Origin of the sequence: Intestinimonas sp. HCP28S3_D6, from assembly GCF_052065695.1 — a bacterium.
In the GTDB taxonomy this organism is placed as follows: domain Bacteria; phylum Bacillota; class Clostridia; order Oscillospirales; family Oscillospiraceae; genus Intestinimonas.
Genome location: NZ_JBQHTM010000017.1, coordinates 13841 through 32480, shown reverse-complemented (window position 1 = coordinate 32480; position 18640 = coordinate 13841). Strand labels below are relative to the sequence as shown.

At 63.1% G+C, this 18640-nt stretch carries 19 protein-coding genes; 14 read left to right on the top strand and 5 right to left on the bottom strand.

Annotated features, from left to right (window positions below):
- The first annotated feature begins 33 nt into the window (after window positions 1–33).
- The 4 genes from ilvB (at window position 34) to ACTNBK_RS07510 (ending at window position 5200) form a co-directional block, all read left to right on the top strand.
- Window positions 34–1740, top strand: a complete 1707-nt coding sequence (ilvB, locus tag ACTNBK_RS07525; protein WP_441145004.1) for a biosynthetic-type acetolactate synthase large subunit — start codon at window positions 34–36, stop codon at window positions 1738–1740.
- Between the two features lie 25 nt (window positions 1741–1765).
- A complete protein-coding gene (gene ilvN, locus ACTNBK_RS07520) occupies window positions 1766–2314 on the top strand; it encodes an acetolactate synthase small subunit (RefSeq protein WP_294511754.1) in 549 nt (182 codons plus the stop codon).
- Between the two features lie 108 nt (window positions 2315–2422).
- On the top strand, window positions 2423–3442 hold the full coding sequence (gene ilvC, locus ACTNBK_RS07515) for a ketol-acid reductoisomerase (RefSeq protein ID WP_441145003.1): 1020 nt from the start codon (window positions 2423–2425) through the stop codon (window positions 3440–3442).
- 84 nt (window positions 3443–3526) lie between these two features.
- Window positions 3527–5200 carry a leucine-rich repeat protein gene (locus ACTNBK_RS07510; RefSeq protein ID WP_441145001.1) on the top strand — a complete coding sequence of 558 codons (1674 nt, stop codon included), beginning with the start codon at window positions 3527–3529 and terminating at the stop codon, window positions 5198–5200.
- Window positions 5201–5248: 48 nt separating this feature from the next.
- Here the strand turns inward: ACTNBK_RS07510 and ftsH are convergent, their stop codons facing one another.
- The 5 genes from ftsH to ACTNBK_RS07485 form a co-directional block, all read right to left on the bottom strand.
- Entirely contained in the window at window positions 5249–7087 is a 1839-nt protein-coding gene (gene ftsH / locus ACTNBK_RS07505; RefSeq protein WP_441144999.1) for an ATP-dependent zinc metalloprotease FtsH, read from the bottom strand.
- Between the two features lie 154 nt (window positions 7088–7241).
- The gene (locus ACTNBK_RS07500; protein ID WP_441144997.1) at window positions 7242–7790 is read right to left on the bottom strand and encodes a TetR/AcrR family transcriptional regulator C-terminal domain-containing protein; all 549 of its coding nucleotides are present in this window, start codon (window positions 7788–7790) and stop codon (window positions 7242–7244) included.
- A 43-nt stretch (window positions 7791–7833) separates the two neighbouring features.
- Entirely contained in the window at window positions 7834–8142 is a 309-nt protein-coding gene (locus ACTNBK_RS07495) for a hypothetical protein (RefSeq protein ID WP_441144995.1), read from the bottom strand.
- Between the two features lie 86 nt (window positions 8143–8228).
- Window positions 8229–8489: a hypothetical protein gene (locus ACTNBK_RS07490; protein ID WP_441144993.1), complete on the bottom strand. Its 261-nt coding sequence runs from the start codon at window positions 8487–8489 to the stop codon at window positions 8229–8231.
- A 63-nt stretch (window positions 8490–8552) separates the two neighbouring features.
- Window positions 8553–9242 (bottom strand): FadR/GntR family transcriptional regulator, encoded by a 690-nt coding sequence (locus ACTNBK_RS07485; protein ID WP_441144992.1) that lies wholly within the window; start codon window positions 9240–9242, stop codon window positions 8553–8555.
- A gap of 99 nt (window positions 9243–9341) precedes the next feature.
- On the opposite strand from ACTNBK_RS07485, the gene ilvD reads away from it, so the two are divergent.
- From ilvD to ACTNBK_RS07435, 10 genes are all read left to right on the top strand, one after another.
- Complete coding sequence (ilvD, locus tag ACTNBK_RS07480) at window positions 9342–11003, top strand: dihydroxy-acid dehydratase (protein WP_441144990.1); 1662 nt, start codon at window positions 9342–9344, stop codon at window positions 11001–11003.
- 264 nt (window positions 11004–11267) lie between these two features.
- Window positions 11268–12197 (top strand): helix-turn-helix domain-containing protein, encoded by a 930-nt coding sequence (locus tag ACTNBK_RS07475; RefSeq protein WP_441144988.1) that lies wholly within the window; start codon window positions 11268–11270, stop codon window positions 12195–12197.
- 124 nt (window positions 12198–12321) lie between these two features.
- On the top strand, window positions 12322–12654 hold the full coding sequence (locus ACTNBK_RS07470) for a PadR family transcriptional regulator (protein ID WP_441144986.1): 333 nt from the start codon (window positions 12322–12324) through the stop codon (window positions 12652–12654).
- The gene (locus ACTNBK_RS07465) at window positions 12641–13936 is read left to right on the top strand and encodes a DUF2812 domain-containing protein (protein WP_441144984.1); all 1296 of its coding nucleotides are present in this window, start codon (window positions 12641–12643) and stop codon (window positions 13934–13936) included. Before ACTNBK_RS07470 ends, ACTNBK_RS07465 begins: the two co-directional genes overlap by 14 nt.
- Before the next feature lie 4 nt (window positions 13937–13940).
- The gene (locus tag ACTNBK_RS07460; protein ID WP_441144983.1) at window positions 13941–15086 is read left to right on the top strand and encodes a DUF2812 domain-containing protein; all 1146 of its coding nucleotides are present in this window, start codon (window positions 13941–13943) and stop codon (window positions 15084–15086) included.
- 2 nt (window positions 15087–15088) lie between these two features.
- Entirely contained in the window at window positions 15089–16192 is a 1104-nt protein-coding gene (locus ACTNBK_RS07455) for a hypothetical protein (RefSeq protein ID WP_441144981.1), read from the top strand.
- A 15-nt stretch (window positions 16193–16207) separates the two neighbouring features.
- Window positions 16208–16834: a DUF2812 domain-containing protein gene (locus tag ACTNBK_RS07450; RefSeq protein WP_441144979.1), complete on the top strand. Its 627-nt coding sequence runs from the start codon at window positions 16208–16210 to the stop codon at window positions 16832–16834.
- Window positions 16835–16853: 19 nt separating this feature from the next.
- On the top strand, window positions 16854–16982 hold the full coding sequence (locus ACTNBK_RS07445) for a hypothetical protein (RefSeq protein WP_441144977.1): 129 nt from the start codon (window positions 16854–16856) through the stop codon (window positions 16980–16982).
- Entirely contained in the window at window positions 16982–17458 is a 477-nt protein-coding gene (locus tag ACTNBK_RS07440) for an NAD(P)H-dependent oxidoreductase (RefSeq protein WP_441144975.1), read from the top strand. The genes ACTNBK_RS07445 and ACTNBK_RS07440 overlap by 1 nt, the downstream gene beginning before the upstream one ends.
- 24 nt (window positions 17459–17482) lie before the next feature.
- The gene (locus tag ACTNBK_RS07435) at window positions 17483–18484 is read left to right on the top strand and encodes an asparaginase (RefSeq protein ID WP_441144973.1); all 1002 of its coding nucleotides are present in this window, start codon (window positions 17483–17485) and stop codon (window positions 18482–18484) included.
- Window positions 18485–18640: the final 156 nt, after the last annotated feature.

The following is an 18640-nucleotide window of genomic DNA, read 5'->3' as shown; positions in this document are numbered from 1 at the left end:
CGGTTCGTTCCGCACGGCGTCAGGAGGGACAACGTGAAAATCCGAGCCACTCAAGCCATCATGGAATGCCTGCTGGAGCAGGGCGTGGACACCGTCTTCGGCTACCCCGGCGGCACTATATTAAATGTATATGACGAGCTCTACCGCTATCAGGACAAGATCCGCCACATCCTGACGGCCCATGAGCAGGGCGCCTCCCACGCCGCCGACGGCTATGCCCGTTCCACCGGCAAGGTGGGGGTGTGCTTCGCTACCTCCGGCCCCGGCGCCACCAATTTGACCACCGGTATCGCCACCGCCTACATGGACTCCTCTCCTGTAGTCTTCCTCACCTGCAACGTGGGGGAGAGTACCTTGGGCAAGGACGCCTTCCAGGAGGTGGACATCACCGGCATCGCCATGCCCATCACCAAGGCCACCTACCTGGTCCGGAACCCCAACGACATCCCCGACATCATCCGGGAGGCCTTCGCCGTGGCCGCCATGGGACGGCCCGGCCCGGTGCTCATCGACCTTTTAAAGAATGTCACCGCCCTGGACGTGATGATCGACTATGAGCCTCTCCCCAAGGAGGAGCACCAGTACTACGGCCGTCTGGCCGACCTGCGGAAGCGGGCGGGCTGGGACCTGACGCCCCCCGCCCCCAACAGCGACGACGTGGACAAGCTGGTGGAGCTCATCGCCCAGTCGGAAAAGCCCATGCTCATCTGCGGCGGCGGCGTGGTCCGCAGCCGGGCCCATGAGGAGTTCCGCACCCTGGCCGAGAAGCTGGACGCCCCGGTGGCCATCACCGTCATGGGCGGCGGCGGCTTCCCCGGTGCCCACCCCCTCACCACCGGCATGCTGGGTATGCATGGCTCCCGGAGCTCCAACATCGCCTGCGACAACTGCGACCTGCTCATCGCCGTGGGCTGCCGCTTCTCCGACCGGGTGGCCACCGAGCCCTCCACCTTCGCCAAGCAGGCCAAGATCGTACATATCGACATCGACCGGGCAGAGATCGACAAGAACGTCAAGACCTACCACCACATCATCGGAGACGCCAAGCAGGTCCTCCAGATGGTCAATGACCGCATCCCCGCCTACCAGCACCCGGCGTGGAAGGAGTTCGTCTTCTCCCACCGGCCCGCAGCGCCGGAGGAGAGCGCCGCTCTCACCCCCTACCAGATCATCCGTACGCTCCGGGAGCTGTGCCCCCAGGATTCCATCGTGGCCACCGACGTGGGCCAGCACCAGATGTGGAGCATCCAGCACTTCCACTTCGACTACCCCGGACAGCTCATCACCTCCGGCGGCTTCGGCACCATGGGCTTCGGCCTGGGCGCCGCTATGGGCGCCAAGCTGGGCAACCCGGACAAGACGGTGCTCCACATGACCGGCGACGGCTGTTTCCGCATGAACGGCCAGGAGCTGGCCACCGTCTCCCACTACGACATCCCCATCATCACTGTCATCTTCAACAACCACACCCTGGGCATGGTCCACCAGTGGCAGAACCTCCTCTACGGCGGCCGCTTCTCCGAGACCGACCTCAACTTCGCCCCCGACTTCGTGAAGCTGGCCGAGGCCTACGGCGTCCGGGGCAAGAGAGTCACCACCCGGGCCGAGCTGGCCGACACCGTCCGGGAGGCCCTGGACCTGGGCCACGCCTACGTCATCGAGTGCATCATTGACACCGATGAGACCGTGCGCCCAATGGTCTCCGCCGGCAAGCCCATCACCGAATTCCTGTTGGAGTGAGGATGGAGAAAGGAGCGTGATCGTTATGGAAAGCAAAGAGCATACCCTCTCCATCCTGGTGGAGAACACCCCAGGCGTGCTGAGCCAGGTCTCCCGCCTGTTTTCCAGGAAGGGCTACAACATCGAGTCCATCGCCTCCGGCACCACGGAGGACCCCAAGGTCACCCGCATCACCATCGTCATGAACGGGGACGACGCCACCATCGCCCAGCTGGCCGCCCAGCTGCGGAAGCTGCTGTGCGTCATCTCGGTCAAGGTCCTCTCCACCGAGGACGCCGTCCAGCGTGAGCTGGTGCTGGTGAAGGTGAAGGCCGACACCAAGGACAAGCGGGACGAGGTCCTCCAGATCGTCAGTGTCTTCCGGGCCAGCGTGGTGGACATCAGCCGCGAGACCCTCACCGTCTCCATCCTGGGCGACGAGAACAAGGCCTGCGCCCTCATGGACCTGCTGGCCGACTTCGGCGTCCTGGAGGTGGTCCGCACCGGTATCATCGCCATTGAGCGGGGCATCCGCACCATCTACGAGGACACCAAGGAGTCCGGCGAATTCAACTACGGCAAGAACGTTTTGTAAGCGCGTTTTTTTGCAAAGATTGTATCATAGTTATCATTCTTTTCCACATTGCTGTGGTATTCTATTCATCACTTAGAACCGTCACCACGAAAAAAGGAGTGTATTGTCATGGCAAAGATGTACTACGAGAAGGACTGCGAGCTCAGCTACCTCAACGGGAAGAAGATCGCCATCATCGGCTACGGCTCCCAGGGCCACGCCCACGCCCTCAACCTGAAGGACTCCGGCTGCGACGTCTGCGTCGGTCTCCGTCAGGGCTCCAAGAACTGGGCCGTCGCCGAGAAGGCCGGCCTCACCGTGAAGACCATCCCTGAGGCCGCCAAGTGGGCCGACATCGTCATGATCCTCATCAACGACGAGGGCCAGGCCGACGTCTATAAGAAGGACATCGCCCCCTACCTGGAGGAGGGCAACGCCCTGGCCTTCGCCCACGGCTTCAACATCCGCTACAAGCAGATCATCCCTCCCGCCGGCGTGGACGTCTTCATGGCCGCCCCCAAGGGCCCCGGCCACACCGTCCGTTCCCAGTACCTGGCCGGCAAGGGTGTGCCCTGCCTGGTGGCCGTGGAACAGGATGCCACCGGCAACGCCTATAAGATCGCCCTGGCCTACATCGCCGGCATCGGCGGCGCCCGCGCCGGCGTCATGGAGACCACCTTCCACGACGAGACCGAGACCGACCTCTTCGGTGAGCAGACCGTTCTGTGCGGCGGCGTGGTGGACCTGATGCGCTGCGGCTTCGAGGTGCTGGTGGAGGCCGGTTATGAGCCCGAGAACGCCTACTTCGAGTGCATCCACGAGATGAAGCTCATCATCGACCTCATCAACAAGGGCGGCGTGGCTGCCATGAACTACTCCATCTCCGACACCGCCGAGTACGGCGAGTACGTCTCCGGCCCCCGTGTCATCCCCCACGAGGAGACCAAGGCCCGGATGCGCGCCGTCCTCTCCGACATCCAGGATGGCACCTTCGCCGGCAAGTGGATCGCCGAAAACAAGAACGGCCGCTGCTTCTTCAATTCCAAGCGTGACAACCTCAAGAAGCACCAGATGGAGATCGTGGGCGAGGAGCTCCGCAAGAACATGATCTGGGGCGGCGACAAGGATCTGGACTCCGCTTCCAACTAACCAACCAAATTTCATATTACCATCAGACGGTATCAAGTGGGGACATGAGCGCATCATGTCCCCACTTTTTTGGAGGAATGGAAGATGAAACGAAGACTGACCACCCTTCTCCTGGTACTGGCACTGCTCACCGCTCTGTGTGTCCCCGCTGGTGCCTCCCTGGTGGAGAGCGGTACCTACTGGATCGAGACCCACGGCGCCTCCGACGTCAATGCCCTCATTAAGCGGGGGCAGACTGAGCCCATCCTCATCCTCTACTACTCCCGTCACTGTGGGTACAGCCAGAACTGGATCCCCCAGTTCAAGGACTACGCCGAGCAGGCCGGGATCACCGTCTACGGCATGGATGAGTACGTGGACGGCTCCGACCTGGGCGTCATGAATTTCGGCATCGATGTCTACGGCGAATACCCCATCGCCATCCGCTTCTGGGGCAACGGCGCGCCCCCCGTGGTCACCGACTCCATCCGCTCCCTGGAGGCCTTTGAGGAGCAGCTTTACGCCGAGCCGCCTCAGACGGACGACAGCGGCTTCCAGATCAGTGCCAACGGCACCCTTCTGCGCTATACCGGCTCCGCCGCCGACGTGGTGGTCCCCGCCGGGGTCACCGCCATCGCAGCCAAGGCCTTTGTGGAAAACGATAACCTGCGCAGCGTCACCGTTCCCGAGGGGGTGACCTCCATCGAGGAGTGGGCCTTTCAATTCTGCGAAAACCTGGTCAGCGTCACCCTCCCTGACAGCGTCACCCAGATGGGATACGGCTGCTTTGACCTGTGCACCTCCCTCCGCGAGGTACGTCTGCCGGGCAGGCTCACCGTTCTTCCCTATAGCACCTTCGCCAGCTGCTGGTCTCTCACCCACATCCAGCTGCCCGACTCTCTCACCGAGATTGGGATGCTGGCCTTCCACAACTGCTACGCCCTGCGGGAGATCACCATTCCCGCCGGCGTCACAGTCATAGGAGAAGATGCCTTCGGCTCCTGCTTTGCACTGCACACGGTCCGTTTCCTTGGGTCCAAGCCCCAGATGCCCACCGGAGAGCAGAGTCCCTTCTCCGGCTCCAATGGCGCTGGGATCTGGCCCGCCGGCGATACCTCCTGGGGCACCGCAGTGCAGCTGCTCCAGGAACACCCCGACCTCAACTGGGGCGGCCGGCCGGGGGAAGTCCTGCAAGAGCCCTCCGACTTCTTCCCCTGGAACGACGGCTCCATCTCCGACTGGGCCTTTGATGAGGTGTGGGATACCCACTGCTACAAGCTTTTCCCCCTCCAGACCGGCCGGGACTACGACCAGCCTGTCTCCAGAAAGACCTTCTGCGGCTTTATCATCCAGGTCATCAGCAAGCACACTGGTCTGGACAGCTCCGACATCCTCCAGGGCGACAAGACCAGCCCCTTTACCGATACCGATTCCCTTTGGGTCATCGCCGCCAATCGGTTGGAGCTGGTGAGCGGCCGAGGGGACGGCACCTTCGATCCGGAGGGCAACATCACCCGCCAGGAGGCCGCCGCCATGCTGGCGCGCACCGCCCGGTATCTGGGTATGGAAGGGACCGGCACATCCAGGACCTTCTCCGATCAGGCTGACATCGCCCCCTGGGCCGCCGACAGCGTGTCCTTCGTCACCACCCTCTCCACCCCAGACGGCCGGACCGTCATGGGGAGCACCGGCACCGGCTTCTCCCCCTTGGCCACTTACACCCTTCAGGAGGCCTGCTGTTCCTTCCTGCGGCTCTACCAGTCCCTGGTGGGGATTTGATAAAATGAAAAACAGGCGCTGTGTGCCTTCGCACACAGCGCCTGCTTTTTAATTTTCGTTCTCCCCGTCCTTGTTCAGGATGGCCATGAACTCCTCGCCGGTGATGGTCTCCTTCTGGTAGAGGTAGTCAGACAGCTCGTCCAGCTTCTTACGGTCCTTCTCCAGGATCTCCACAGCCTTCCGGTGCTGGCGCTTGACCAGCTCCACCACCTGCCGATCCACCTCGGTCTGGGTCTCAGCCGAGCAGGCCAGAGAGGCGTCCCCGCCCAGGTACTGGTTCTGTACTGTCTCCAGGGCCACCATATCGAAGTCGGGGCTCATGCCGTAGCGGGTAATCATGGCCCGGGCCAGCTTGGTGGCCTGTTCGATGTCGTTGGAGGCTCCCGTGGTCACCGAACCGAATACCACTTCCTCCGCCGCCCGGCCGCCGGTAAAGGTGGCGATCTTGTTCTCCAGTTCCTCCCGGCTCATGAGGTAGTGGTTGCCCTCCTCTACCTGCATGGTGTAGCCCAGAGCGCCGGAGGTGCGGGGAATGATGGTGATCTTCTGCACCGGCGCCGAATTGGTCTGCCGGGCGGCCACCAGGGCGTGTCCGATCTCGTGGCAGGCCACGATCCGCTTCTCCTTGTCCGTGAGGATGGCGTTCTTCTTCTGGTATCCGGCGATGACCACCTCAATGCTCTCCTCCAGGTCGGCCTGGGTGGCAAAGCGCCGCCCATCCCGGACGGCCCGCAGGGCAGCCTCATTGACGATGTTGGCCAGCTCCGCGCCGGAGGCGCCGGAGGCCATCCGGGCCACCTTCTCCCAGTCCACGTCCTCGGCCACCTTGATCTTCTTGGCGTGGACCTTCAGGATATCCTCCCGGCCCTTCAGGTCGGGGAGCTCCACCGGCACCCGCCGGTCAAACCGGCCGGGCCGGGTGAGGGCGGGGTCCAGGGACTCCGGCCGGTTGGTGGCGGCCAGGATGATGACGCCGTTGTTGCCCTCAAAGCCGTCCATCTCGGTGAGGAGCTGGTTGAGGGTCTGCTCCCGCTCGTCGTTGCCGCCGTAGGCGCCGGAGTTGCGCTTCTGGCCAATGGCATCGATTTCGTCGATGAAGACGATACAGGGGGCCTTCTCCTTGGCCTGCTTGAAGAGGTCCCGGACCTTGGAGGCGCCCATGCCCACGAACATCTCCACAAATTCCGAGCCGGACATGGAGAAGAAGGGGACGTTGGACTCGCCGGCCACGGCCTTGGCCAGCATGGTCTTGCCGGTGCCCGGAGGGCCCACCAGCAGGATGCCCTTGGGCATGGAGGCGCCGATCTCCTTGTACTTTCCGGGGTCGTGGAGGTAGTCCACCACCTCCTGGAGGTTCTCTTTGGCCTCGTCCTCACCGGCTACGTCGGAGAACTTGATGCCCTCAGAGGACTTGACGTAGACCTTGGCGTTGGACTTTCCCATGCCGAACATCATGGAGTTGGGGCCGCCCATTTTGTTCATCATCCGCTTGGAGAGGTACTGCCCCAGAGCCACAAAGATCACGATGGGCAGAATCCAGTTGAGCAGGATGCTCAGCAGCGGGTCGGTCTGCTGGATGATCTCGCCGGAGAATTTGGCGCCGGAGTCAAAGAGGCGCTGTGTGAGGTCGGGGTCGGGCATCATGCCGGTTTTGTAGACGGTGGTCTTATCCTTGTCCGTAAATACGATTAGGTTCTCTGTCTCCTGGACTTCCACCCGGCCGATCTCCTTGTCCTTTGCCATCTGCATGAAGGTGCCGTAGTCCACCTCCTGGATCTGCCGCTGGGCGATCCAGGGCATGGCCAGGAAGTTGAAGAGCAGCAGGATCAGCAGCATGATGACATAGTAGTAGATCAGCGGTTTTTTCGGGGTCTTTACTTCATTCATATCATGTTCCTTCCGTTCTGCGGCTTATTTTTACAAAACTCCACTTTCAGGTTATAACAGGTCTCTCCCCGCTACGCCACTGACACTTTTCGACTTTTGTACAGACAAAAAGACCGGACTGTCCAAAAAAGGGACAGTCCGGTTGCTTTGTTTCCTAAAGCCTTTCTGGAAAGGGGGTAAAGAACCTGCCGGTCAGCATGCGGTAGAGCTGATCTGTGAGCAGCTTTTCGTCCACCTGCTCCTGCTGGCCCACCTGGAACAGGATCCCGGCCAGGCCGTAGGCGCAGAAATCCAGCAGCAGCCCCAGGTCGGTGTGGTCGATGGTATGCCGGGGCGACCGCAGCTGGTAGGCCTTTTGCAGATAGGTCCGAAGGCCCTCCACGATGATCCGCTCAATTTGCTCCCGGTGCTGGGAGTTGAGCAGCCGACGGAGAAACCCTCGGTTTTCCACCATCATGGATACGAAAATCCCCATGGCCTCCCGATCCGAAGACGCCTCCAGGCCCCGTGCCAGGGTTCGTTCCGCCGTTTCCCCCATGCCCCACTCCAGCACGTCCATGATGTCCTTAAAGTGGTAGTAAAAGGTCTGTCGGGAGATCTTGCAGCGCTCCACCAGATCGGTCACCGTGATCTTATCGATGCTCTTCCCTCTGGCCATATTGAAAAAGGTCTCAGCAATCATGGTTTTTGTGTTTGCCGGCATAGTTTGCTCCCCTGTCCTCTGATTTTTTGGCCCGCCGCTACTCTTACCGCTTCCCGGCCACCATGGCGGCGACCAGTACACCCAGGACGGAGATCAGGGGCAGGGTCAGCTCTACGTCCTCCGGAGGCACACCCCAAATTCGGTGGACAGCCCACCATAGGGAGGGAAAGACCGCCATGACGCCCAGCAGCCATCCCCGCATGGCGCTGAGGATATGGGGCCAGTTGCTGTTGTTGACACGCACTCCCGGCAGATTTATACGGAAGGGTCCGTCGCTGTACGCGCTGATCCTGTTCTGGTCATAATAGGCGGGCAGCCGCTCCTTCCTAGCCGGAGGGCGGCCTCCCGTCAACCGACCAGCGGTAGAGTCCCTGGGGCCCAATGCTTTGCGGCGCTTTAAAAAAGCGCGGGTCCGCGCCCCCCCCCCCCCCCGCTCCGTCACCGGATGGGGCTGAGCCCCGTGGCCGCCTGAGCGGCCGGGAGGTCCCGGCGCAGGACATAGATGGTGTACATCCAACGGTGCTCCTGGAACAGAGTGTCGCTCCGCTCCCGGCTCCCCATGCTCAGGCCTGGCGAGGTCCGGTCCCTCGCCTTGACGTGGCAGTCGATCCCCGCCTGCTCCAGGGCGTCGGTGATGGCATTGCACTGCTCCATGTTGAACACGATGGCCAGCTCACTGCGGTTCCACGGTAGGATCATAGGCGTCCCTCCTATCTCACGTCGGATGCTTTCCCTTTATCATGCCAGCTCCCCCACGTTTTGTCAACCGTCCTCCGGCTGCTCCAGCCCCATCTCGTCCATGGCGTGGCGCATGTGGATGGCCATGGCGTGCCCGGCGCCCGCCCCGTCCCGCCGTTGGAAGAACTCCAGCAGCAGGGCGTGGTCCCGGAGGGTGTCCGCGGCCAGCCGCTCTCCGTGCTCCCCCGTCCCCACCGCCGTGTAGACCGCCCGGTGGATGAGGGGCAGTAGCCGCACCATAAACTCGTTGTGAGTGGCCCGGACGATAGCGGCGTGGAAGGCCCCGTCGGCCTCCACCCGGTCCTGCCCCGCCCGGATGCAGTCCTCCACCGCCGCCCCCTTCTCCAGGATATCGGAGAGTTCCTCTTCGGTGGCCCGGAGGCAGGCCAGCCTGGCCGCCTGGGGCTCGAAGATGCTCCGCAGCTCGAAGAGATCCCGGAGCTGTCCCTTCACCCGCTCCAGTCCGCCGAAGCCGAAGTCCTCGATCTCCCCCACCTGCTCCGACACGAAGGTGCCCTTCCCCCGGCGGACCTCCAGCACCCCCTGGGTCACCAGGGACCGGATGGCCTCCCGCAGGGTGGTCCGGCTCACCCCCAGCTCCTGGGAGAGCTCCAGCTCGTTGGGTAGCTTCTCCCCCGGCCCGGGCCGGCCCTCTGCCACGATCCGGGCATACAGCCCCTCCGCCGTCTGCTGGGCCAGGCTCTTTTTCTCCATGCCCCCGCCTCCTTTTTTCCTTGACATTCGCACCTCTATCTTATAATATATTGTCAGATAATGCAAGTGTGATAATACAACGCTGAGGAGGAATGTTTCATGCGCAGTGATAACGTGACCAAAGGGGTGGAACGTGCCCCCAACCGCTCCCTCTTTTACGCTCTGGGCTACACCAAGGAGGAGCTGGAGCGGCCCCTCATCGGCGTGGTCTGCTCCCAGAACGAGATCGTCCCCGGCCACATGAATCTGGACAAGATTGCCGAGGCGGTGAAGGCCGGCATCCGCATGGCCGGCGGCACTCCCATTGAGTTCCCCGCCATCGCCGTGTGCGACGGCATCGCCATGGGCCACATCGGCATGAAGTACTCCCTGGTGACCCGTGAGCTCATCGCCGACTCCACCGAGGCCATGGCCCTGGCCCACCAGTTTGACGGCCTGGTGATGATCCCCAACTGTGACAAGAACGTGCCCGGCCTTCTCATGGCCGCCGCCCGGCTGAACATCCCCACCATCTTCTGCTCCGGCGGGCCCATGCTGGCCGGCCGCCTGAACGACGGCCGCCGCTCCTGTCTCTCCCACATGTTCGAGGCGGTGGGCGCCTACAAGGCCGGCAAGCTGGACGAGGCCGGCGTGGAGGATTATGAGAACAACGCCTGTCCCACCTGCGGCTCCTGCTCCGGCATGTACACCGCCAACTCCATGAACTGCCTCACCGAGGGCATCGGCATGGCCCTCCGGGGCAACGGCACCATCCCCGCCGTCATGTCCGCCCGGCTGCGGCTGGCCAAGCACACCGGCATGCAGATTATGGAGCTGGTGAAGCGTGACATCAAGCCCCGGGATATCATGACCGAGGCCGCTTTCCACAACGCCGAGACCCTGGACATGGCCCTGGGCTGCTCCACCAACTCCATGCTTCACCTGCCCGCCATCGCCCACGAGTGTGGCATCGAGCTCTCCTTCGACATGGCCAACGAGATCAGCCGCAAGACCCCCAACCTCTGCCACCTGGCCCCCGCCGGCAACACCTACATCGAGGATCTGGATCGGGCCGGCGGCGTCTACGCCGTCATGAAGGAGCTCACCAAGAAGGGCCTGCTGGACACCTCCGGCATCACCGTCACCGGCAAGACGGTGGCCGAGAACCTGGAGGGGGTGGAGAACACCGACCCCGAGATCATCCGGCCCATCGAGAATCCCTACTCCCCCTATGGCGGCATTGCCGTCCTCAAGGGCTCCCTGGCCCCCGAGGGCTGCGTGGTCAAGCAGTCCGCCGTGGCCGAGGAGATGATGGTCCACACCGGCCCCGCCCGGGTCTTTGACTCCGAGGACGACGCCATCCAGGCCATCTATGAGGGGAAGATCCAGGCCGGCGACGTGGTGGTCATCCGTTACGAGGGCCCCAAGGGCGGACCCGGCATGCGTGAGATGCTCAACCCCACCTCCGCCATCGCCGGCATGGGTCTGGACAAGTCGGTGGCCCTCATCACCGACGGCCGCTTCTCCGGCGCCACCCGCGGCGCCTCCATCGGCCACGTCTCCCCCGAGGCCGCCCTGGGCGGACCCATCGCCTTCGTGGAGGAGGGCGACACCATCGCCATCGACATCCCCAACTGCAAGATCGACGTGCTGGTGGACGAGGCCACCTTGGCTGAGCGGAAAGCTAAGTGGGTCTGCCCTGAGCCCCGGGTCCAGACCGGCTACCTCCGCCGCTACGCCAAGCTGGTCACCTCCGCCGCCCATGGCGCTGTCCTTGAATGATTTTTCTTGTTCTTTTTCTTGAAAGAAAAAGAACCAAAAAGAACTTTGGGCTTTCATTTTGGACGGCACTGAAACGTCGGTGCACAGCCACCAGAGCAGTGCAGCATGCAGACGCACAACGCGATTTTTCACGGCCGGGCCGGGTCCTATGACCCGGTCCGGCCCTTTTTTTGCCCCGCAACGGATCGTTGCCCCCTGTTTTTGCAGGAATTGCTTTTCAAAATGTGTCGGAAGGCGCTATACTGGCACCAAGGAGGTGCTCCCATGATGAATCAAACTGAATCCTTCGGCGTCCGTCTGGCCCAGCTGCGCCGGGACGCCGGTCTTTCCCAGCAGGGGCTGGCCCAGGCCCTCTCCGTCACCCGCCAGGCCGTCTCCAACTGGGAGCGGGACCAGACCGCTCCCGACCTGGATATGCTCCTCTCCATCGCCGCCGCCTTGGGCACCGACCCCAACACCCTGTGCGGCGTGTCGGCGGTGCCCCGGCAGCGGCCTCGACGGTCCCTTCTGCGCCCCGCCCTGGCCCTCTCCCTCTGCGCCGCCTTCTGTCTGGGCACGGGCCTGGGGCTGTGGTCCGGCCGCGTCACACCGGACCCTGTCCCGGAGGACACTGTCTCTACCGCTCTCTCCAACCACCGGATCAGCTACACCACCCCCAGCGGCATCAAGGTGACCACCGCCGCCGACGGTGCCCTGGAGGTCTCCGACGAGCTGTCCGCCCTGCTGGAGCAAGCCCCCGGCCCGGTGGAGCTCACAGCGCAGCTCAGGGATGATTTCTCCTATTTCGCCCGGCAGTACGTCCTCCGCTTCCTCCCCGACTACCAGGACGGCGCCTTCCTCTCTGACTGGGACGACGTACTGCTGTGGTGCTACCGCTCCGGATGCAGCGGCGGCGACATCATGGAACCCCAGACGGTGGCCGACTACCTGGCCCGTTTCTTCGGCTATGAGGGAGAACTTCCCGCCCAGGGGACGGCACAATTCCCGCTGAAAAACGGGGGCTACTACCCGGAGTGCGGTGCCTTCACCACCTCTGAGGACGTCTACACCCTCAGCAGCCTGGAGCTGCTGGAGGATGGGACCTACCGGGCGCTGCTCCAGGCAAAGCCCTACGGCATGACCCTGGACCTGACCCTCTCACCCGGAGAGGACGGGCTGCACATTCTCTCCGCCCTCAAGACCTACGACTCTTGATTCCCGCTACGCCGCCCGGGCCCTTTTAAAAGGGCTCGGGTTTTTTTCGTTTCTCTATTGACTTATATCGAATATCGTTATACCATGATTATAACGATATTCGATATAGTGGGGAGATGAGGACATGGCCCGGAAAAAGCTGGATACCCTGACGGAGCAGATGTACTATGTCCTCCTCTCCCTGACTAAGGAGCGCCACGGCTACGGCATCATGCAGTATGTATCAGAGCTCACCGGCGGGCGAGTGGCCATCGGGGCGGGGACGCTATACGCTCTGCTGGCCCGGTTTGAAAAGGAGGGGCTTATCCAACTGGCCACCGAGGAGGAGAACCGGAAACGCTACCGCCTCACCGACGAGGGGCGAAGGGTGCTGGAGGAGGAGTTCGACCGGCTCCGCCGGCAGGTGGCCGACGGAGAGCGGGTGCTGAGAGAGGAGGACGACCATGAAAACGGATAGCTGGTCCCTGTTCACCTATCCCGTCATGGACATCAAGGCCGCCGAGGCCCTTCTGAACCGCCGGGCGGCGGAGGGCTGGACCCTGGACCGGGTCTATCTGGGTACCTTTGCCCGGTTCGTCCCCTTTGACACACGGTCGGCCTGGTGCGTGGACTGGAGCCGTCCCGGATACAGTGAGCGGCCCGACTATCTGACCCTCTGCACCGATGCCGGGTGGACACTGGTCCAGAAGGTGGGGGCCTTCAACCTCTACAAAGCGTCTGTCGGCACACCACCTATCCAGACCGACGGCGTGGAGGAGGCCCGCCGTTTCCGGCAGGAGGTACTGAGAGCCACCTTCAAAGGCTGGGGCGTCCTGCTGGGACTGCTCCTGTTCCTGGCCGCTTTGGTGCTGCTGGTGTCGGGCGGCGCCTGGCGGAAAGGCCTTCTCGACCTTCTGCTCACCCAGACCGGTCTTTTCCTGCTTCTCTTTCTCCCCGCCATTCTGGCATGCTGGCTGTTCTGGGCGAGTCGTCTCCTGCTGCGGCTGCAGCAGTGGGACCGGACGTCTGGTGGCCCTCTGCCCGTTCCTGGCCGGACAAGCGCTGGGGTGGCGGCCTGGCTGTGCCTTCTCTGCCGCCTGTGGGGCGTGGCCGTCGTCATCTGTTTCCTGATGGATACCGGACAGCGTATGCGTCTGAGCACCGCCCTGGGCTTGCTGGTGGGTGGCTGTATTGGCCTGTACCTCAACAGGGATCGCAAAGATAAAGAGGGGCGGAAATTGCTCAGTCGCAGAGGAACCGTAGCCATCTACGGTCTCATTCTCCTTTCAGTTACCGTTCTGTCCCCCATCTTCTCCCCTTTGTCCGATGTTCTAATGCCCCCTCCCGTACTGGTGAAGGAGACCGTTCTCCCCGGCGCCGTCCGGGTAGACCGCTCCTTTTCCCGCTCTGTCTCCTACGCCGACACCGATACCTCCTCCATCGGCTCCTTCGGCCTGCGCCATCAGAGCTGGTGGGAGGACCCCAGCGGAGAGCAGCACGATGTGGACTGCTACACCGCCCGCTGGGAATGGCTTTCCCGGCTGGTACAGGCGCTGCTGTGGGAGCCCTGGTATCCGCCTCTGGATGGATACACCGACGTCTGGCTCCAGGAGGCCAGTCTGGGCGGCGGCAAAACCGAATCGCTGCTCCTGCTCCGCTCCGGAAAGACCGTGGTGATGGTGGAAACCCGCTCCGGCCCCATCCCTCGGTCCCAGATCGACCGGCTTCTCTCCCTTTTATCGTCCGACCAGGAGGTGTGACCCCATGCTGCCCTTTGTCTATCTCAACTACTTGGCCCCAGACGCCAAGGCCCTGGAAGCCGTCCTGAACCGCCGGGCGGCGGCGGGCTGGGCCCTCCAGTGGCTCTTCGGCGGACTGGCCTTCTTCCGGCGGACGGAGCGGACCGACCTGCGCTACTGCGTAGAGCTGCGCCCGCCCAAGCGGGACCCCGATGAGCTGGGAGAGTCCGACCAGGACTACCTGGACCTGTGCGAGGACGCCGGGTGGGAGCTGGTGGACCAGACCGCCACCTTCCGTATCTTTGCCTCGAAGGCCGGAGCCGACCCCCTCCCTCTCCAGACCGACTCCGCCCTGGACTATGAGGAGCACTGGAAGGCGGCCCTCCGGGAGGCCCGGGGAAATGCCCTCGGCTTCCCCCTTCTCCTGGCCATCCAGCTCCTGCTGCGGCAGCTCTTCCCCAGAGAGGTGTTCCACTGGTGGGAGATCTTTCTCTCCACCGGCTCCATGGTCCTTCTGTTTCTCCTGGCCGCCGCTTTGGTCTGGGAGCTGGGTTACTTCGCCTTCCTGGGGCGGTTCCGCCGCCTGTGCCGGAGGGCGGCGGAGGCCGGGGAGGACCTGCCCGTCCCACGGCCATGGGCGGCAAGGCTCCGGGGACTGGCGGAAGGGCTGTGGCTGCCCCTGCTGGTGCTGGCCCTGGTCCTCTCCATCCTGCCCGACCTGGGAAATGACCGCATCAACGCCGTCACCTACCCGGGGGATGAATACCCCCTGGTGCGGGCGGAGGACCTGGGCTTTCTCCGCTCCGATAGCGGCTACCTCCTGTGGGAGGGTACCGACCCCCTCCGCCATGGGGAATCCCTCACCTACATGAGAGACGGGATGGTTCGCTCGGTCTACTACGCCTGCCGCTGGGAGTGGCTGGCCGAAGCCGTGGCTGACTCCCTGGTGAAGGAGGAGCAGAACGACAAGGCCATGCACTTCCACGACCCCATCACCCTCTCCCCCACCACGGAGCTGGGCCTAACCCACTGCTGGCTCTACGACGGCGGAGACTGGCAGTCCCTCCTCTTCCGTCTGGGCAACGTGGTGGTCTCGGTGGAAGGGCCCGTTGACTTCACCGATCCCGACATATTGTCCGCCGTCCTGGAGCGCGTCGATCAGGAGGTGTGATCATGAAAAAGGTCAAGTACGCCTTCTTCACCTTTCCCCCCTCTGACTGTGAGGCCGCCCAGCTCTGGCTCACCCGGCTCTATGACCAGGGCTGGGAGCTGGCGCATCTGCCTCATTTTATCCTCCCCGCCAAATTCATTCCCAGAACCCGGGACGACATCAAGTACTGTGTGGACCTGTCCCACGGGGTCCGGGACCCCAACTTCGCCCCCGACGGCTTCGACCAGCTGGTCAAAGAGTCCGGGTGGGCACTGGTGGGAACATCACGGTCTGGCCTGGATGTCTATAAATCCCTCCCCGACCGGGACCCCATCCCCATCCAGACCGACCCGGCCTTGTTCAAAAAGGCGTTTTTCCGCAGAGAACTGCTCCCCACCCTCCTCGTCTTCCTCATCGTGGTGCTGTTCCTGATCCTGCTTGGGTCCACGCTTGGGCTGCGCACCACCCTGCCCACCGAGCTGCTCACCTCCAACTTGGGACTGCTGAATGTGGTCATTGTGCTTTATATGATCGTCTTTGCCTTCGTCACCGTAGGATGGGAACTCCGCTTCTGGCTGCGCTCCTCACCCCCTACCCCCAATCTCCGGCTGGCACGGCTCAAGTCCTTCTGCGGTACGCTCTTCTACCTCTGCTGGCTCTTTTGCCTGATTCTCATCCCCCTGACCCGGGTGATAACCGCTGAACAACCCACGCCGGCACAGGACCCGCAAGCTGTGGCCACCCTCCCACTCCTGCGTCTGGAGGACCTGGACTTGCCTGACAATCCTCTTCCCTGGTTCCGGCGACAGAGCTCCATTCTGGCTTCAGCATTGGAACTTGAGGAGACCACAGACGGCATCTCCCTGACCCAGAATCGCTGGGACTGCCGCTTTGGCTGGGTGGCCGACCAGATCGTGGCGGACACCCTGGCCTCCTATGAGCGGTCCATGCCCTATACCCCCGCCGCCCTGGGCTTCGACCAGGTCTGGACCTATACCGATGACAGCGGCTTCCACTCCCTGCTGCTGCGGCAGGGGAACACCGTGGTCCAGCTCTACGGTAATCTGGACCTCACCACCCCCGACCGGCTGGAAAGGCTCCGGGACGCCCTGGAGCTGGCTTCTTAGACAGGAGGTGTTATCATGACTGAAGAAACCTGGACCCTGTTTCCCTTTCTCACCATGGACTACAAGGCGGCGGAGGGGTGGCTCAACCAGAAGTCCGCCCAGGGCTGGCAGTATACCAGCAAAACCACCCTATGGGGCTATCTGTTCCGCCTCCGTCGGACGGAGCGCACCGATCTCAGATACTGCGTGGACATCTCCGGCGGCAAGAAGGACCAGGATTACCGGAATTTCCTGAATCAGGCGGGCTGGGGCTGGGAGGGCACCGTCCGGGGCGAGGAGGTGGGGCTCGACTACGCCCGCTACGCCATGGACAGCGTCCACACCGGTACTCCTCTGGTAAACCGGTGGGAGTACCTGGAACTGGTGGATTGTGACTCCACCTGGTCCCTCTTCCTGTACACCAGACGTTACCACTGCCTCTGGGAGGGTCTAGCCGTCCGGACCGCCCGGGCCCTCATGGAGGACGAACCCTTCACTCCGGTGGAGCTGGGCTTTGACGAGAGCTGGATCTTCCTGCCTGATCCGCCCGACGACTATTCCGTCCTGGTCCTCCGGGAGGGGAACACCGCCGTCCGGCTGGAAGGACCTCTGGACTGGACAGATGAGGCCGTCCGGGGTATACTGAAGGAGAAATTTGGGTAAACAACGGGAGGTCATTACCATGTCTGAACTGCTGTTTGTCAATGCCTGCGTCCGGGGAGAGCGGTCCCGCACCCTGTCCCTGGCCCGGCATTTTCTCTCCGAATACGTAAAAACCACCCGGAGGTCACCGTCACGGAGCGCAATCTGATGACAGAACGGCTGGAGCCCCAGTACCCGGAAGTGCTGGAGCTCCGGGACGAGCTGTGGGGCGCCGGAAAGCTGGACGACCCCAGCTTTGACGCCGCCTGGCAGTTTGCCAGGGCGGACAAAATCGTCATCGCTGCCCCCTTCTGGGACCTCTCCTACCCCGCCATTCTGAAGATCTACCTGGAGCGCATCTCGGTGTGTGATATCACCTTCGGCTACGACGCTGACGGCAACAGCGTCGGCCTGAGCCGGGCGGAAAAGCTGCTCCTCATCACCACCCGGGGCGGCAACTTCTCCCTTCCGGAGACGGCGTGGATGGAGTCGGGCGCCCATCACCTCAAGGCACTGTGCGCCATGTATGGCATCTCTGACTTCCAGCTGCTGTGTGCCGAAGGGCTGGATGACGTCCGCAACAACAAGGAGGCCATCCTGGCCCAGGCCATGGGGGAGGCCCAGGTCCTGGCCACCCAATTCTGAGCATATAAAGGAGACCAAGCACCATTGAAACACATTCTTCTGCTCACCACGGGAGGGACCATCGCCTCCCGCCCCACCGACGAGGGCCTGGCCCCCGAGATGGACGGTGAGGACCTGGCCCGGCGCATCCCCTTCCTCACCGACAGCTACACCGTCACTGTCCGGGACATTCTTCACCTGGACTCCTCCAACATCCAGCCGGAGGAGTGGCAGCTCATCGCCCGGGCGGTGTACGCTGAGCGGGCGGGCTACGACGGCATCGTGGTCACCCACGGCACCGACACCATGGCCTATACCGCCTCGGTGCTCAGCTTCATGCTCAGGGGCATCCCCATCCCGGTGGTGCTCACCGGCAGCCAGCTGCCCATCGAGCACCCTCTCACCGACGCCCTGGAAAACCTGCGCATCGCCTTCGCCATGGCCTGCTCCGGCGCGGCGGGGGTCTTTGTGGCCTTTGACCGGAAGGTCATTCTGGGCTGTCGGGCAGTCAAGACCCGCACAAAGGACTTTGACGCCTTTGAGAGCGTCAACTGGCCTCTGGTGGGCGACGTGGACGCCGGCGGCCTCCACATCAACGCCGCCGCCCTGCCGCCACGTACCGACGGGGACTGCGTGCTCAGAAGTGAGTTGTGCCGGGACGTCTTTCTCATCAAGCTCACCCCCGGCCTGGACCCGGAGATCTTCGACATGCTCCACCAGATGCACTACCGGGGCGTGGTCATCGAGGCCTTCGGCGCCGGCGGCCTCCACTTCATCCGCCGGGACCTCATCTCCAAGCTCCACGGCGCCGCCCAGGCGGGGATGACGGTGGTGGTGTGCTCCCAGTGCCTCTATGAGAGCAGCGACTTCACCCTCTACCAGGCCGGCCAGAAGGCCCTGGCCCAAGGGGTGCTCCAGGGCTGGGACATGACCACCGAAGCCGCCGTTACCAAGCTCATGTGGGTACTGGGCCAGACCGACGACCCGGCGGAGATCAGGGACTGCTTCAGCCGCAGCCTCTGCGGCGAGGTATCCACTCCGAACTAAAGAAAAAGCGGACGCCCGCTCGGGCGTCCGCTTCTTTTATCCTAATATGTTGGACCACGCCGGTGGCCGTGTGATTGCCTTTCACTCTCAAACCAGTGCAAGAGCGATAATAAAGCTCTCTTTGGTTCTTTTTCTCACCAAAAAGCCCTTCCGCAC

Bases quoted from the DNA above. Each gene is read 5' to 3' on its own strand.
- ilvN (WP_294511754.1), top strand. From the start codon at position 1,766: ATGGAAAGCAAAGAGCATACCCTCTCCATCCTGGTGGAGAACACCCCA.
- ilvC (WP_441145003.1), top strand. From the start codon at position 2,423: ATGGCAAAGATGTACTACGAGAAGGACTGCGAGCTCAGCTACCTCAAC.
- ACTNBK_RS07510 (WP_441145001.1), top strand. From the start codon at position 3,527: ATGAAACGAAGACTGACCACCCTTCTCCTGGTACTGGCACTGCTCACC.
- ftsH (WP_441144999.1), bottom strand. From the start codon at position 7,087: ATGAATGAAGTAAAGACCCCGAAAAAACCGCTGATCTACTACTATGTC.
- ACTNBK_RS07500 (WP_441144997.1), bottom strand. From the start codon at position 7,790: ATGCCGGCAAACACAAAAACCATGATTGCTGAGACCTTTTTCAATATG.
- ACTNBK_RS07490 (WP_441144993.1), bottom strand. From the start codon at position 8,489: ATGATCCTACCGTGGAACCGCAGTGAGCTGGCCATCGTGTTCAACATG.
- ACTNBK_RS07485 (WP_441144992.1), bottom strand. From the start codon at position 9,242: ATGGAGAAAAAGAGCCTGGCCCAGCAGACGGCGGAGGGGCTGTATGCC.
- ilvD (WP_441144990.1), top strand. From the start codon at position 9,342: ATGCGCAGTGATAACGTGACCAAAGGGGTGGAACGTGCCCCCAACCGC.
- ACTNBK_RS07475 (WP_441144988.1), top strand. From the start codon at position 11,268: ATGATGAATCAAACTGAATCCTTCGGCGTCCGTCTGGCCCAGCTGCGC.
- ACTNBK_RS07470 (WP_441144986.1), top strand. From the start codon at position 12,322: ATGGCCCGGAAAAAGCTGGATACCCTGACGGAGCAGATGTACTATGTC.
- ACTNBK_RS07465 (WP_441144984.1), top strand. From the start codon at position 12,641: ATGAAAACGGATAGCTGGTCCCTGTTCACCTATCCCGTCATGGACATC.
- ACTNBK_RS07460 (WP_441144983.1), top strand. From the start codon at position 13,941: ATGCTGCCCTTTGTCTATCTCAACTACTTGGCCCCAGACGCCAAGGCC.
- ACTNBK_RS07455 (WP_441144981.1), top strand. From the start codon at position 15,089: ATGAAAAAGGTCAAGTACGCCTTCTTCACCTTTCCCCCCTCTGACTGT.
- ACTNBK_RS07450 (WP_441144979.1), top strand. From the start codon at position 16,208: ATGACTGAAGAAACCTGGACCCTGTTTCCCTTTCTCACCATGGACTAC.
- ACTNBK_RS07445 (WP_441144977.1), top strand. From the start codon at position 16,854: ATGTCTGAACTGCTGTTTGTCAATGCCTGCGTCCGGGGAGAGCGGTCC.
- ACTNBK_RS07440 (WP_441144975.1), top strand. From the start codon at position 16,982: ATGACAGAACGGCTGGAGCCCCAGTACCCGGAAGTGCTGGAGCTCCGG.